Raw genomic sequence first — 13,312 nt, 5'->3', positions numbered from 1 at the left:
CCAGCAGGGCGGGTCTGCGGACTCCGCTTCTGACGCCGGTGGATCTCGGTACGCCCGCTCCGCGGGCTACTCGATCAGCAGGAGTGCGCGGCCCCGCTCCCAGGAGCATCCGCACCCTTCCTGCGCCGACGGCGGGCCTCAGGCGAGCTCGGAGACGGTGCGCCGGATGACGCGGATCTCGCTGCCGTCGGAGAACAGCTCGGGTGAGCCGGCGCGGATCCGCTCCACGTCGTCGAAGACCGCCCGCAGGTGGGAGCGGAGGGCGACGACGGCCCCGTCGCCGTCGCCGCGCCCGATCGCGTCGACCACGGCCTCGTGCTGATCGATGAGGGCGTGGATCGGGCGCGCGTCGACGAGGCTGAGCCGGCGCGCGCGATCGAGATGGGCCTTCGCGGAGTTCACCGCGTTCCAGGCGCTGCCGTGGCCCGAGAGATCGAGCAGTCCGCGGTGGAAGTCCTCGTCGAGGCGGAAGAAGCGCTCGACGTCCTGCTCGGTGTCCGCCTCCCGCTGCTCGTCGAGGATGTCGCGCAGGGCCGCCAGCCCCGCCCGATCCGGTTCGCCGTGCTCGCCGACCTGCTGGAGGGAGGAGCACTCGATCGCCTCGCGGATGAACTGGGCCTCGGCGACCCGCTCAGGATCGACGCGCGAGACGAAGCTGCCGCGCTGCGGGAAGATCTGCACCAGGCCCTCCTCGCGCAGGAGGATCAGGCTCTCTCGGACCGGCGTCCGGGAGATGCCGAGCTCGGCGGAGAGCTCGTTCTCGGAGAGCGGGGAGCCCGGCTTGAGGTCGAGCGAGATGATGCGTCGCCGCAGGGCGTCGACCGTGCGATCGCGCGCCGATGCGGTCCTGATCGCGGGCTCGCTCCGTGTCGCCATCGTCCGAGTCTAATCGGCGTTGACACAACTGCCATGGCAGTGCTTGTATGGCAGTTGTCGGCCGCTGCAGATCCTCCGTGCCGCCGTTCCGACCCGCATGCAAAGGAGCACCGGATGTCTCAGCGATCCACCGCGTCGTCCTCGACGCAGACCCCCGATCAGAAGGGGGCGCGCACCACCAAGGACCTCGCCAAGGTCGCCGTCTCGGGCTGGCTCGGCACCGCGATGGAGTTCATGGACTTCCAGCTCTACTCGCTGGCCGCCGCCATCGTCTTCAACCGGATCTTCTTCCCCGAGTTCGATCCGGCGGTCGGCCTCATCGCGGCCATGGCCACCTACGGCGTCGGCTACGTCGCCCGGCTCCTCGGCGCGATCTACTTCGGCCGGATGGGCGACCGCATCGGCCGCAAGAAGGTGCTCTTCATCACGATCGCCCTGATGGGCGTCTCGACCACGCTGATCGGCGTCCTGCCCACCTATCAGCAGGTCGGCCTGCTCGCCCCGATCCTGCTGGTGTTCCTCCGCCTGCTGCAGGGCTTCGGCGCCGGCGCCGAGATCGCCGGAGCGACCGTGATGCTCGCCGAGTACGCCCCGGTCAAGAAGCGCGGACTGATCTCCTCGCTCGTCTCGCTCGGCACCAACTCCGGCACCCTGGCCGCCTCCGCCCTCTGGGCGGTCCTGGTCGCGACCCTCCCCGACGAGGACCTGATCACCTGGGGCTGGCGCGTGCCGTTCCTGGCCAGCTTCGTGCTGCTCATCCTCGCCGTCTGGATCCGGACCTCGCTCAAGGAGAGCCCCGTCTTCGAGCAGCGCGACGACCTCGTCGACGGCGTGGCGCTGACCAAGAAGCAGCTCGCCGAGCAGGCGCTCATCGCCGGCACCGGCAGCATCGAGACCGCGCTGAAGCAGAAGAAGGGGAAGGCGTTCCTGATCGCGCTCGGCCTGCGCTTCGGCCAGGCGGGCAACTCCGGCCTGATCCAGACCTTCCTGATCGGCTACATCGCCACGGTGATGCTCAGCGACAAGGCGATCGGCACGAGTGCGATCGTGATCGGCTCGCTCTTCGGCTTCGTCACCGTTCCCCTCGTCGGAATCCTGGGCGACCGCTTCGGCCGGCGCCCGCTCTACCTCTTCTTCACCTCGCTCACCATCCTGTTCGCGATCCCGATGATGCTGATGGTGACCAGCGGCGATCCCGTCCTGATGACGATCGGCATCGTGGTCGGCCTGAACATCGGCGTCCTCGCGCTCTTCTCGCTCGAGTCGGTGACGATGGCCGAGCTCTTCGGCTCCCGCACCCGCTTCACCCAGCTGGCGCTCGCCAAGGAGATCGGCGGCATCCTCACCACCGCCATCGGGCCGGTGCTGGCCGCGACCCTCACCGCCGTGACAGGGTCCTGGTGGCCGCTCGCCGCGATGGTGATCGGCTACTCCCTCGTGACGCTGGTCTCGGCGCTGCTGAGCCCCGAGGTCCGCGGACGCGACATGGTGCGACTGGAGGACGCGGTATGAGAGCCGTCGTGGTGCACGGCGCAGGAGATCTGCGCATCGACGAGCGGCCGGAGCCGGTCGCCGGACCCGGCCAGGTCGTGCTCGCGGTCGAGTGGGGCGGCGTCTGCGGATCCGATCTCAGCTACTGGAAGCACGGCTCCTCCGGGACCGCGCGCCTCGTGGACCCGCTCGTCCTCGGGCACGAGTTCGCCGGCCGCATCGCCGAGCTCGGCGAGGGCGTCGAGGGCTGGGAGATCGGGCAGGCCGTCACCGTCCACCCGTCCGAGCTCCTCGGCGACCCGGGCCTGCCCGAGCGGATCGCCGGCCGCACCAACCTGCACCCCGCGATCCGCTACTACGGCTCGGCGGCCTTCCGCCCTCACGCCGACGGCGGGTTCAGCGAGCGGAAGACGGTGCACGCCTACCAGCTCCGCGCACTGCCCGACGGCGTGGACACCCGGCACGGCGCACTCGCCGAGCCGCTGGCCGTGGCGATGCACGCGGTCCACCGCGCGGGCGACGTGCGGGGCAGGGACGTGGTCGTGAACGGAGCCGGCCCCATCGGCTCCCTCCTCATCGCCGCCCTCCGCCACGCCGGCGCCGGCCGCATCGTGGCCGCCGACCTGAGCGCGGCCTCGCTGGCGATCGCCCGTCGCATGGGCGCCGACGAGACGCGCGACGTCTCCGCCGGCGACGCCCTCCCCGAGGACTCCGAGCTCGTCTTCGAGGCCTCGGGAGCCCCGGCCGCGCTGGGCTCCGTCCTGCACGCGACCGCCCGCGGCGGCACCGTGGTGCAGGTCGGCAACCTGCCCGGCGCTCCGGCGCCCGCCGCGCTGGGCGATCTCGTCACCCGCGAGATCACCTGGATCGGCAGCTTCCGCTTCGTCGATGAGATCACGGACGCGGTCGTCGCGATGCGCGACGGCCTCGACCTCTCTCCCCTGATGACCCACGAGTTCGACCTGGACGACGCCGAGGAGGCGCTGCGGACCGCGGCGGACCCGGCGTCGGGCAGCAGCAAGGTGATGCTCCGCCTCGGCGGGCGTCGCACCGAGACGGAGGACGCTCCCGTGAAGAAGGTGGCACCGTGAAGATCACCGACGCCCGAGTGGTGGTCTCCTCCCCGGGGAGGAACTACGTGACGCTCGTCCTCGAGACCGAGGACGGGGTGATCGGTGTCGGCGACGCCACGCTCAACGGCCGCGAGCTCTCCGTCGCCTCCTACCTCGAGGACCACCTCTGCCCCCTCCTGATCGGCCGCGACGCGCGCCGCATCGAGGACACCTGGCAGTACTTCTACAAGGGCGCCTACTGGCGCCGCGGCCCGGTCACGATGACCGCTATCGCCGCCATCGACGTGGCGCTCTGGGACATCAAGGGCAAGGCCGCCGGGATGCCCGTCTACCAGCTGCTCGGCGGCGCGGCCCGCGACGGCGTGATGGTCTACGGCCACGCCAGCGGCTCGACGCTCGACGAGCTCGACGAGGACTTCCAGGACCACCTCGACCTCGGCTACAAGGCGATCCGCGCCCAGGCCGCGATCCCGGGCCTCGAGAAGACCTATGGCATCGCCCCGGCGGACGGGAAGCTCTACGAGCCCGCGAGCGGGAACGTGCCGCAGGAGGACTCGTGGGAGACGACCGCCTACCTCGACTTCGCGCCGACGATGATGGCGCACCTGCGCGAGGAGTTCGGCTACGGCGTGCACCTGCTGCACGACGTGCACCACCGCCTCTCCCCCATCGAGGCGGGTCGCCTCGGCGCCGCGGTCGAGCCCTACCGTCCCTTCTGGATCGAGGACCCGACCCCGGCCGAGGACCAGTCGGCCTTCCGCCTGATCCGCAGCCACACCACCACGCCCCTCGCGGTCGGTGAGATCTTCAATTCGATCTGGGACTGCCAGCAGCTGATCACCGAGCGGTTGATCGACTACATCCGCACCTCGGTGTCCCACGCCGGCGGCATCACCCACCTCCGCCGGATCTTCTCGCTGGCCGACCTGTACGGCGTGCGCTCCGGATCGCACGGCGCGGGCGACCTCTCGCCGATCGCGATGTTGGCCGCTCTGCACGTCGATCTGAGCATCCCGAACTTCGGGATCCAGGAGTACATGGGCCACCGCGATCCGGGCGACGAGGTGTTCCGCTCCAGCTACCGCTTCGACGACGGCTACATGCACCCGGGCGACGCGCCCGGCCTGGGCGTCGAGTTCGACGAGGAGGCCGCGCAGCGCTTCCCGTACGACCCGAAGTACCTGCCGGTGAACCGCCGGCTCGACGGATCGGTGCACGACTGGTGAGCGCCGTCGACAGCACTCCCGCCTTCGACGTCGTCGCGATCGGCGAGGTCCTCGTCGAGGTCGCCACCGAGAGCGCCTTCGGACACGGCGTCCCCGCGCTGCTCGGGATCTCCGGTGACGCGCTGAACGTCGCCGCGTCCGCCGCCGCCGCCGGCGCCCGGGTGGGCCTGCTCGCCGTGCTGACCGACGACGAGCTCGGCCGCGCGATCGCCGACCGGGTCCGGGCGCTCGGGATCTCCCCCGATCTGCTCCGCTTCCGCCGCGGCCAGCAGGGCGTGTACCTCGTGCACAGCGACCCCGACGGCGAGCGCGAGTTCTCCTACGCCCGCTCAGGCAGCGTCGGCTCGACGCTCTCGATCGGCGACGTCGACGACGACGTGCTCCGCTTCGCCGGAGCGGTCGTCGCCAGCGGCATCGCCTGCGCGATCTCGGAGTCCTCCCGCTCGCTCGTGCTGCACGCCGCCGAGGTCTCCGGCCGGTTCGTCTACGACCCGAACCACCGCCCCCGGCTCATCGACGCCGCCGACGCCGCGGCCGACCTGCGGAGGATCGCCGCCTCGGCCGCGCTCGTCACCCCCTCCTTCCCCGGCGAGACCACGGCTCTGCTCGACGCCGTCACCGCGGCCGAGGCCGCGCGCGCGCTGCTCGCCCTCGGCGCGGGCGTCGTCGCCGTCACCTGCGGCTCGAAGGGCGTCCACGTCGAGTCGGCCGACGAGTCGTTCTGGGTCGACGCCGTCCCCGCTCCGCTCGTCGTCGACCAGACGGGCGCCGGCGACGCCTTCGTGGGCACCCTCACCGCCCGCATCGTCCTCGGCGACTCCCTCGCCGAGGCCACCGCACTCGCCGCGGCCGCCGCATCCCTCGTCGTCGGGGGCCGCGGCGGGACCGGCCTCGTCCCGACCCTGGAGCAGACCAGGACGCACGCGGGAGCGAGAGCATGACCCGCCTGTCCCTCGCGGCGCTGTCCGCCGCCGGCCTCGGCCCGTCGATCCCGCGCGAGCGGCTCGAGCCGGGGATCGTCCACCTGGGCCTCGGCGCCTTCGCCCGCGCGCACACCGCCGTCTTCACCGAGGACGCCGTCCTCCGGACCGGGGACACTCGATGGGGCATCACCGGAGTGACGCAGACCTCCGACACCGTCGTGCGGCAGCTGTCGCCGCAGGACGGGCTCTACACCGTCGTCGAGCGCGGCGAGGGATCCCGGCCTCCTCGGATCGTCTCCGCCGTCACCGGTGTCCTCGCCGGGCGGAGCGACTCCACGGCGGTCGTCGACCGGATCGCCGATCCGAGGACGGCGGTCGTCACGCTGACCGTCACCGAGAAGGGCTACCGGATCCGCCCCGAGACGGGCGGGCTCGACAGCGACGACCCGGACGTGCGGGCCGACCTCTCGGGACGGCCGCCGGTCACCGCCGTGGGCCAGATCACCCGCGGCCTGCAGAGGCGCCTCCGCGACGACCTCGGCCCGGTCTCGGTCGTGTCCTGCGACAACCTGCCGGCGAACGGCGCCCTCACCCGCGCCCTCGTCCTCGACTTCGCTGCAGCGCTGCCGTCCGGCGAGTCGGCCCCGCTGCACGAGTGGATCTCGGAGCGCGTCCGCTTCCCGAGCACGATGGTGGACCGGATGGTACCCGCCACGACTCCGGAGGACCTCGACGCGATCGAGCGCGCGACGGGCCTGCGCGACGAGGGCGGCGTGGTCGCCGAGCCCTTCGGGCAGTGGGTGCTCGAAGACGACTTCGCCGCCGGCCGCCCCGCGTGGGAGTCGGCCGGCGCGCTCCTCACGAGCGACGTCGAGCCGTGGGAGTCGGCCAAGCTGCGGCTGCTCAACGCCAGCCACTCGCTCCTCGCCTACCTCGGGCTCGCCGCCGACCTGACGACGATCGCCGAGACCGTCGACGACCCCGCCTTCCGCCGGGCCGCGGAGAGCATGATGGCGGAGGACGCGCTGCCGACCATCGCTCTCCCCGCCGATCTCGACGGTCCGGCCTACTCGGAGTCGGTGCTCCGGCGCTTCGCGAACCCCGCTCTCGGGCACACGACGGCCAAGGTCGCGTCCGACGGGTCGCAGAAGATCCCGCTGCGGCTGCTGAGCACCGTCCGGGCCTCGCTCGCCGCCGGCCGCGAGCCGCGCTGGGCCGCCCTGGGTGTCGCCGCCTGGCTGCACCACGTGGCGACCGCGTCCGCGATCGCCGACCCCTGGGCGGCGGAGCTCAAGGCGCTCCTGCCCGACGACCGCTCGTCGACGGCGGTCGTGCCGGCGCTCCTGCGCTCCCGCAAGGTCTTCGGGCCCGACCTCGCCGAGAACGCCGTCTTCACCGCCCTGCTCACCGACTGGTACCGGATCCTCGATCGGCACGGCGCCCGAGGCCTCAGAGAAGAGATCACCGCATGACCACAGCACTGGACGTGATGCGGGTCTCGCCCGTCATCCCCGTCGTCACCCTCCTGGACCCCGAGACCGCCGTCCCCGTCGCGCGGGCGCTGCTCGCGGGCGGCGTGGGGCTGATCGAGCTCACGCTCCGCACCGAGACCGCCCTCGAGTCGCTGGCGCTGATCGCGGCGGACGTGCCCGAGATGCTCCTCGGCGCCGGCACCGTCCTCTCGGCCGCGCAGGCCGATGCCGCGCTGGCGGCGGGGGCGCAGTTCCTCGTGAGTCCCGGACTCACCCGGACGCTCCACCGCCACTTCCGCACGCTCGGGATCCCCGTGCTGCCTGGGGTCTCGACGGTGGGCGAGGTGATGACGGCGCTCGAGGAGGGGGCGACCGAGCTGAAGTTCTTCCCGGCGGGGCCGGCCGGCGGGGCTCCCTACCTGGCCGCCCTCGGCGCACCGATCCCGCACGCGACCTTCTGCCCGACCGGAGGGATCTCGGTCGAGAACGCCGGCGACTACCTGTCGCTGCCGAACGTCGCCTGCGTCGGCGGGAGCTGGCTCACGCCGCAGTCCGCGATCGATGCTCAGGACTGGGACCGGATCACGGCGATCAGCGCGGCGGCCGCCGCACTCGCCCCGTCCGCAGGCTAGGGGCGCCGCACCTCCGGGTACAGCACCTCGATCGGCGCGGCCAGGCCCGCCTTGACCTGCGCGCTGAGCTCGTCGGCGACGATCTCGACGGCGCCGTTCTCGACGCCGTCGAGGACCGCGTCGACGAGGTCGGCGGGCGCCAGCTTGGGATCGTCGCTGTGGGCCGCCATCGCGGTGTCGACATAGCCGACGTGCACGCCGGTGACGAGCACTCCGCGAGGGGCGAGCTCGAGGCGGAGCGAGTTCGTCGCCGACCAGAGGGCGGCCTTCGACGCGCTGTACGCGCCGCCGAAGGCGTACCAGCTCGCGACCGAGTGCATGTCGATGAGCACGGCGTCCGCGGCGGCGACGAGCAGCGGGGCGAACGCCCGGGCGACCAGCAGCGGAGCGAAGAAGTTGATCTCCATCGTCCGGCGGAGGTCCTCCTCCGTCACCTCGAGGACGCTCGCCGTCGCGGGCAGACCGCCCGCGTTGTTGATCAGAACCGTGACGTCGGAGGCCGCGGCGACCGCCACCGCGATCGAGGCGGAGTCGGTGACGTCGAGGGTCAGGGGGACGACGCGGTCGTCGTCCCACTCGCGAGGGCTGCGCGCGGAGGCGTACACCTTCGCGGCACCGCGGGCCAGCGCGGCGTGCACGAAGGCCGAGCCGATACCGCCGTTCGCTCCGGTGACGAGGACGACGGACTGGGAGAGGGAGGGCACGGGGTTCTTCTTCCTGAGGGGTGAGCGGGAGGAGTGAGCGGGAGGAGTGGGCGGGAGGAGTGGGAGCTACTTCGGGAGGTTCGACCGCAGGGCAGCCGCGAGGACCCGGTCGAGGACGCGGTCCGGCAGGATGCGTGCCAGGCGCGTGAGCACCGCGGCGTCGCGGCCGATCGTGTAGCGGGTCCGCGGCCGGGCGTCGGTGGCCGCGGCCACGATGACCTGCGCCGCCTGCGAGGCGTCGCGACCGGTGCGGAGGAACCCCTCGGACTGGGCGAGGATCGCCTGCATCAGGCCGCCGTACCGGCGCTCCTGCTCCGGGGTCATGCCGCCGACCAGCTTCCTCGCCGTCACTCCTCCGCGACCGACCATCTCGGTCCGGACCGCTCCCGGCTCGACGATCGCCACGGTGACGCCGTGCGGCGCGACTTCGCGGCGGAGCGCGTCGCTGACCGCCTCGAGCGCGAACTTCGATCCGGAGTAGGCGCCGTAGGTCGGCTGCGCCAGCCGGCCGCCGAGCGAGCTCATCATGACGACGCGCCCTCGGCTGCGCAGCAGCGCCGGCAGCAGAGCCTGGGTCACCTCGATGTGGCCGAAGAAGTTCACGTCGAACTGCCGGCGCCACTCGGCCATCGGGAGCACCTCGACCGGGGCGTTCACGGCGATGCCCGCGTTGTTGATCAGGGCGCGGAGGGGGCGGCCGTCGGCCCGCACGAGGGCTGCGAGGCCGGCGACCTGCTCGGGCACGGTGATGTCGAGGATCACGGGGCGGACCCGTGCCGACGCCAGCTGCTCCCCGTCGGCCTCGCGGCGGACGCCGGCGAGGACGTGGTGGCCGCGGGCGGCGAGCTCGCGGACGGTCGCGGCCCCCATCCCGGTGGAGGCGCCGGTGACGACGATGAGCTCTGATTCAGGTGACGATGTCATCTCAACAAGGTAGCACTCCGGTTGACGTTGTCAACTGTAGAATGAGGGGATGGTCAGTCGTCTCGAATCCGCCGCGGCCACGCGCCGCGCCCTGCTCGATGCCGCCCGCGCGCTCCTGATCGAGGGCGGGCCGCAGAGGGTCACGCTGCGGGAGGTCGGCGCCCGCGCCGACGTCTCGCGGGGCGCGGCCTATCGCCACTTCGCCGACAAGGAGAGCCTCCTGGCCGCGGTCGGCGCGGAGAGCTGGGACCGGATCACCGCCGAGCTGGCGGCCCTCGGTCCCGCCGCTCCGGGCGGTGGGGCGGCACTCCTCCACAGCGCCCTCGAGGCGCTCCTCGCCGTCGGGCAGCACGAGCCGGAGGTGTTCCGGATGATGTTCACGATGCCCGCGGGAGACCCCACTCTCGCGATCGAGGCGGCCGGACGTGCGCAGGCCGAGTTCCTCCGGATCGTCGGGAGCGTGGTCGGCGACGAGCACGCCCATCTCTACGGAGCGATGCTGCTCACCAGCGCACACGGCATCGCGAGCATGCACGCCAGCGGGCACCTCTCGCCGCAGATGTGGCGGACGACACCGGAGGACCTGGTGGCGGCACTGGTGGCGCTCGTGGCCGGCAGCACCGAAGCCGCTCGCTGAGCGGGCGGCCCCCGGGGCGCGGCCTCCTCCCGGTCGAGCAGCCGCGGCACGCGGCGTATCGAGCGGCGAAGCCGCTTCGCGTCTCAGTGGTGAGGGAAAGGACGCAGCTGCGCCGCGTCAAGGTGGTCGAGTAGCCCCGCACTGGCGTATCGAGACCCGCCGTCACCAGCAGGGCAGGTCTGCAGACTCCACTCCTGGCGGGTGTGGCTCTCCTTGGAAGAGACGCCCGCACACATGCTGGTCGAGTAGCCCCGAAGGGGCGTATCGAGACCCGCCACCGCATGAACGTCGGATTCCTCCCCGCCCCGCGGTGGCGCCGGAGGCGCCCCCTCCGCTCGATACGCCCGCTCCGCGGGCTACTCGATCAGCAGGAGTGCGCCGGTCACCCGAGGACGAGCGTCAGGCGGTGCGCTCCCGGCCAGAGTGCGTCCTTCGGCAGGACGTCCGGGCCGCAGGCGCGCGAGCCGAGGCCGTGCTGGGCGGCGTCGAGGAAGAGGTGCAGGCTGTCGGAGGGCGGCAGCTCGTGCGGGTGCGCTACGGAGCCCCGCTGCTGCGGGGTGTGGCGCGAGAGCTGGAAGCCCGGACGGCGGCCCTGCGCATCGGGGAGGGCCGTCACGCTGAGCGGCCCGAGCTCGAGCGAGCGCAGGTCGGAGCGGTGGCCGGACTCCTGTGGGCGGGCGTAGGCGACCTCGAGCGCATCGACTGCGGACGTGTACCGGCCGACCCGGGCCGCCGCGCGCGAGTCGGGGTAGGACTCGGCGGGACCGGTGCCGAACCACTCCACCGAGCCGTCGGCGAGCGAGCCGGGCAGGTCGAAGCGCAGCCCGACGCGGGGCCAGGTGCAGTCCCAGACTCCGAAGGGCACGATGTCGGCCCGGAGCAGGAGCCCGGTGTCGACCAGGGTCCACTCCAGCCGGGTCTCCACGCCGATGCCGGTGCCGGCGGCCATGCTGCGCAACCGGCGGACGAGTCCGCGCTCGCCGAACTCGACCGAGAGGGTGCGGTGGCGGAGGCGGTCCAGCCCGCGCTCCCGCCACCGGTCGGCGGAAGGAGGCACATCCTCCGCTCCCCGCCCGTTCGTCAGCGCCGGATCGGCGACCTCGTACGAGCCCTGGCCGTCGAGCCGGTCGTTCTCGGTGGGCGCGCGCCACAGCTCGAGACGCGGGCCGGCCATCGGCAGGGCGGCGAGTGCGATCAGTGCTCCGTCCGCGGCGAAGCGGGCGCTGCCGAGAGCCGCTCCCTCCGCCGTCCTGCGGAGGCGGTCGGTCCTCGGTCGCGGGCAGGTGCTTCGGCGCGCCACGGACGCCTGCGCGGTGGCGACGACATGTCCCGCCGCCGACCACGCGGTCGCCGCGCGGCGCGTCGCCCGTACGGTCAGCCAGCGCTCGGCGCCCGTGAGCGGTGGCGTCGGGAGCAGCAGCGGGACGTGCGCGACTCCTCCGGCGGCGACGGGTACCGCCTCGACGACGCCGCGGGCGACGGGGCGGCCGTCGTCCTCGAGCGTCCACTCGAACGCCAGATCGGCAGTGTCGAGGGTGTGCCTGCGGTTGCGGATCTCGAGGGTTCGCAGAGCGGGGTCGATCGCGAGCGCGACCTCGGCGGCGACCGCAGCGAACTCGGCGAGGGCCGGTGTCGGCGTCCCGTCGGAGAGGACGAGGCCGTCCATGATGAAGATCCCGTCGTGCAGCGCCTCGCCGAAGTCGCCGCCGTAGCCGAAGAACTCGGTGCCGTCGGCGGTCCGGGTGCGCAGGCCGTGGTCGCGCCACTCCCAGATGAAGCCGCCGTGATGGCGCGGGTACCGGTCGACGAGGTCCTCGTAGTCGGCCAGCGCCCCCGGCCCGTTGCCCATCGCGTGCCCGTACTCGCACATGATGAAGGGCTTCGACCGCTGCCGGGCGCCGGCCGCGGGGCCGATCTCGTGCACCGGCATGGTCTGGGTGCCGCAGACGGAGTGGATCTCCTCGAGCGTCGGATACATCCGCGAGTAGAGGTCCGTGTAGGCGCCCTCGTAGTCGCCCTCGTAGTGGACCGGCCGCGTGCGGTCGCGCTCGTGCACCCAGGCGGCCATCGCCGCGAGGTTGCGGCCCGTCCCCGCCTCGTTGCCGAGCGACCAGACGACCACGCTGGGGTGGTTCTTGTCCCGCTCGACGGTCCGCTGCACGCGGTCGAGGAACGCGTCGCGCCAGGCCGGGTCGTCGGACGGGTTGCCCGCCCAGGAGACCTCCCAGAAGCCGTGCGTCTCGAGATCGCACTCGAGGACGACCCAGAAGCCCAGCTCGTCGGCCAGGTCGAGGAAGGACGGGTGCGGGGGCTGGTGCGCGGTCCGGATCGCGGTGATGCCGTGGCGCTTCATCAGCTCGAGGTCGGCGCGGGTCGCGGCGGCGTCGTGCACGCGCCCGCGGTCGGGGTGGGACTCGTGGCGGTTGACGCCGCGGAAGACGAGCGGGCGGCCGTTCGCGAGCAGGCGATCGCCCTCGATGCGGACGCTGCGGAAGCCCAGGCGCAGGGTGACGGTCTCCTCCGGGGAGGCGACGGTGGCGTCGTAGAGCCGCGGCGACTCGGCCGACCACGCCTCGACACTCGGGACGGCGAGAGGAGCGACATCCTCCGCGGTCGCCCAGACCTCGTGGATCCCGAGCTCCGGGACGCGGATCGTGATCGGGAACGCGCCGGTCGGCACGACGGCCAGCTCGCCGCCGCCGATCTCGTCGTAGGAGGCGGTGATGTCGACGTCATCGAGGGCGAGGGCGGGACGGGCGAGCAGGGTCACCGAGCGGAAGATCCCGGCGAGCCACCACTGGTCCTGGTCCTCGAGGTAGCTGGCGGCCGAGAACTGGTGCACGCGCACGGCGAGGACGTTCTCGCCGGGGACGAGGTGCTCGGTGACGTCGAACTCGGTCGCCAGCCGGCTGCCGGTGAACCAGCCGATCTCCGTACCGTTCAGCCACACGGTCGCCAGCGATTCGACTCCGTCGAAGCGCAGGAGCACCCGGGCGGCGCCGTCGAAAGCGGCCGGGAGCGCGAAGGTCCGGCGGTGGTCGCCGGTCGGGTTCTCGTCGGGGACGTGCGGTGGATCGACGGGGAAGGGATAGCGGATGTTCGTGTACACCGGCCGCCCGTGGCCCTCGAGCGCCCAGTGCGAGGGGACTCGGAGCGACTGCCAGCCGTCGGTGCTCGTCGAGGGATCGGCGAAGGAGGGCGGCGCTGCGACGCCGTCCCCGGGGTCGCCCGGCAGGAGCCGGAACGCCCAGTCGCCGTCGAGCGAGAGCGCCGGGGCGTCCGAGTGCAGCCAGGAGCGCGGGGCGAGGCGGGAGGAGGAGCCGGGGGCGGTGGTGCCGAGGTGGGGCATGGCGG

At 72.8% G+C, this 13,312-nt stretch carries 11 protein-coding genes; 7 read left to right on the top strand and 4 right to left on the bottom strand.

Going from position 1 to position 13,312, the window contains the following annotated elements:
- Positions 1–138 precede the first annotated feature (138 nt).
- Positions 139–876: a GntR family transcriptional regulator gene (locus EDF22_RS19290; protein ID WP_123706431.1), complete on the bottom strand. Its 738-nt coding sequence runs from the start codon at positions 874–876 to the stop codon at positions 139–141.
- A gap of 114 nt (positions 877–990) precedes the next feature.
- Between EDF22_RS19290 and EDF22_RS19285 the strand changes: the two genes are divergently transcribed.
- From EDF22_RS19285 to eda, 6 genes are read left to right on the top strand one after another with little or no spacing between them, the layout of a single operon-like run.
- Positions 991–2,388 (top strand): MFS transporter, encoded by a 1,398-nt coding sequence (locus EDF22_RS19285; RefSeq protein ID WP_123706430.1) that lies wholly within the window; start codon positions 991–993, stop codon positions 2,386–2,388.
- Positions 2,385–3,458 carry an L-idonate 5-dehydrogenase gene (locus tag EDF22_RS19280; RefSeq protein ID WP_123706429.1) on the top strand — a complete coding sequence of 358 codons (1,074 nt, stop codon included), beginning with the start codon at positions 2,385–2,387 and terminating at the stop codon, positions 3,456–3,458. Before EDF22_RS19285 ends, EDF22_RS19280 begins: the two co-directional genes overlap by 4 nt.
- On the top strand, positions 3,455–4,666 hold the full coding sequence (gene manD, locus EDF22_RS19275) for a D-mannonate dehydratase ManD (RefSeq protein ID WP_123706428.1): 1,212 nt from the start codon (positions 3,455–3,457) through the stop codon (positions 4,664–4,666). The genes EDF22_RS19280 and manD overlap by 4 nt, the downstream gene beginning before the upstream one ends.
- Positions 4,663–5,607 carry a PfkB family carbohydrate kinase gene (locus EDF22_RS19270; protein WP_243839987.1) on the top strand — a complete coding sequence of 315 codons (945 nt, stop codon included), beginning with the start codon at positions 4,663–4,665 and terminating at the stop codon, positions 5,605–5,607. Before manD ends, EDF22_RS19270 begins: the two co-directional genes overlap by 4 nt.
- Positions 5,604–7,061, top strand: coding sequence for a mannitol dehydrogenase family protein (locus EDF22_RS19265; protein ID WP_123706427.1), 1,458 nt, complete (start codon positions 5,604–5,606; stop codon positions 7,059–7,061). Before EDF22_RS19270 ends, EDF22_RS19265 begins: the two co-directional genes overlap by 4 nt.
- Positions 7,058–7,693: a bifunctional 4-hydroxy-2-oxoglutarate aldolase/2-dehydro-3-deoxy-phosphogluconate aldolase gene (gene eda, locus EDF22_RS19260; protein ID WP_123706426.1), complete on the top strand. Its 636-nt coding sequence runs from the start codon at positions 7,058–7,060 to the stop codon at positions 7,691–7,693. Before EDF22_RS19265 ends, eda begins: the two co-directional genes overlap by 4 nt.
- Here eda and EDF22_RS19255 read toward each other — a convergent pair.
- Positions 7,690–8,397: an SDR family oxidoreductase gene (locus tag EDF22_RS19255; protein WP_123706425.1), complete on the bottom strand. Its 708-nt coding sequence runs from the start codon at positions 8,395–8,397 to the stop codon at positions 7,690–7,692. The two genes, eda and EDF22_RS19255, sit on opposite strands and share 4 nt — an antisense overlap.
- Positions 8,398–8,463: 66 nt before the next feature.
- Positions 8,464–9,321: an SDR family NAD(P)-dependent oxidoreductase gene (locus tag EDF22_RS19250; RefSeq protein ID WP_123706424.1), complete on the bottom strand. Its 858-nt coding sequence runs from the start codon at positions 9,319–9,321 to the stop codon at positions 8,464–8,466.
- A gap of 49 nt (positions 9,322–9,370) precedes the next feature.
- On the opposite strand from EDF22_RS19250, the gene EDF22_RS19245 reads away from it, so the two are divergent.
- Positions 9,371–9,958 (top strand): TetR/AcrR family transcriptional regulator, encoded by a 588-nt coding sequence (locus tag EDF22_RS19245; RefSeq protein WP_123706423.1) that lies wholly within the window; start codon positions 9,371–9,373, stop codon positions 9,956–9,958.
- A gap of 382 nt (positions 9,959–10,340) precedes the next feature.
- Here EDF22_RS19245 and EDF22_RS19240 read toward each other — a convergent pair whose 3' ends face one another.
- Positions 10,341–13,307 carry a glycoside hydrolase family 2 TIM barrel-domain containing protein gene (locus EDF22_RS19240; protein WP_123706422.1) on the bottom strand — a complete coding sequence of 989 codons (2,967 nt, stop codon included), beginning with the start codon at positions 13,305–13,307 and terminating at the stop codon, positions 10,341–10,343.
- Between the last annotated feature and the right edge of the window lie 5 nt (positions 13,308–13,312).

The sequence above is a fragment of the Rathayibacter sp. PhB127 genome, assembly GCF_003751665.1.
GTDB lineage: Bacteria > Actinomycetota > Actinomycetes > Actinomycetales > Microbacteriaceae > Rathayibacter > Rathayibacter festucae.
This window is presented reverse-complemented; position numbering and strand designations above follow the sequence as displayed.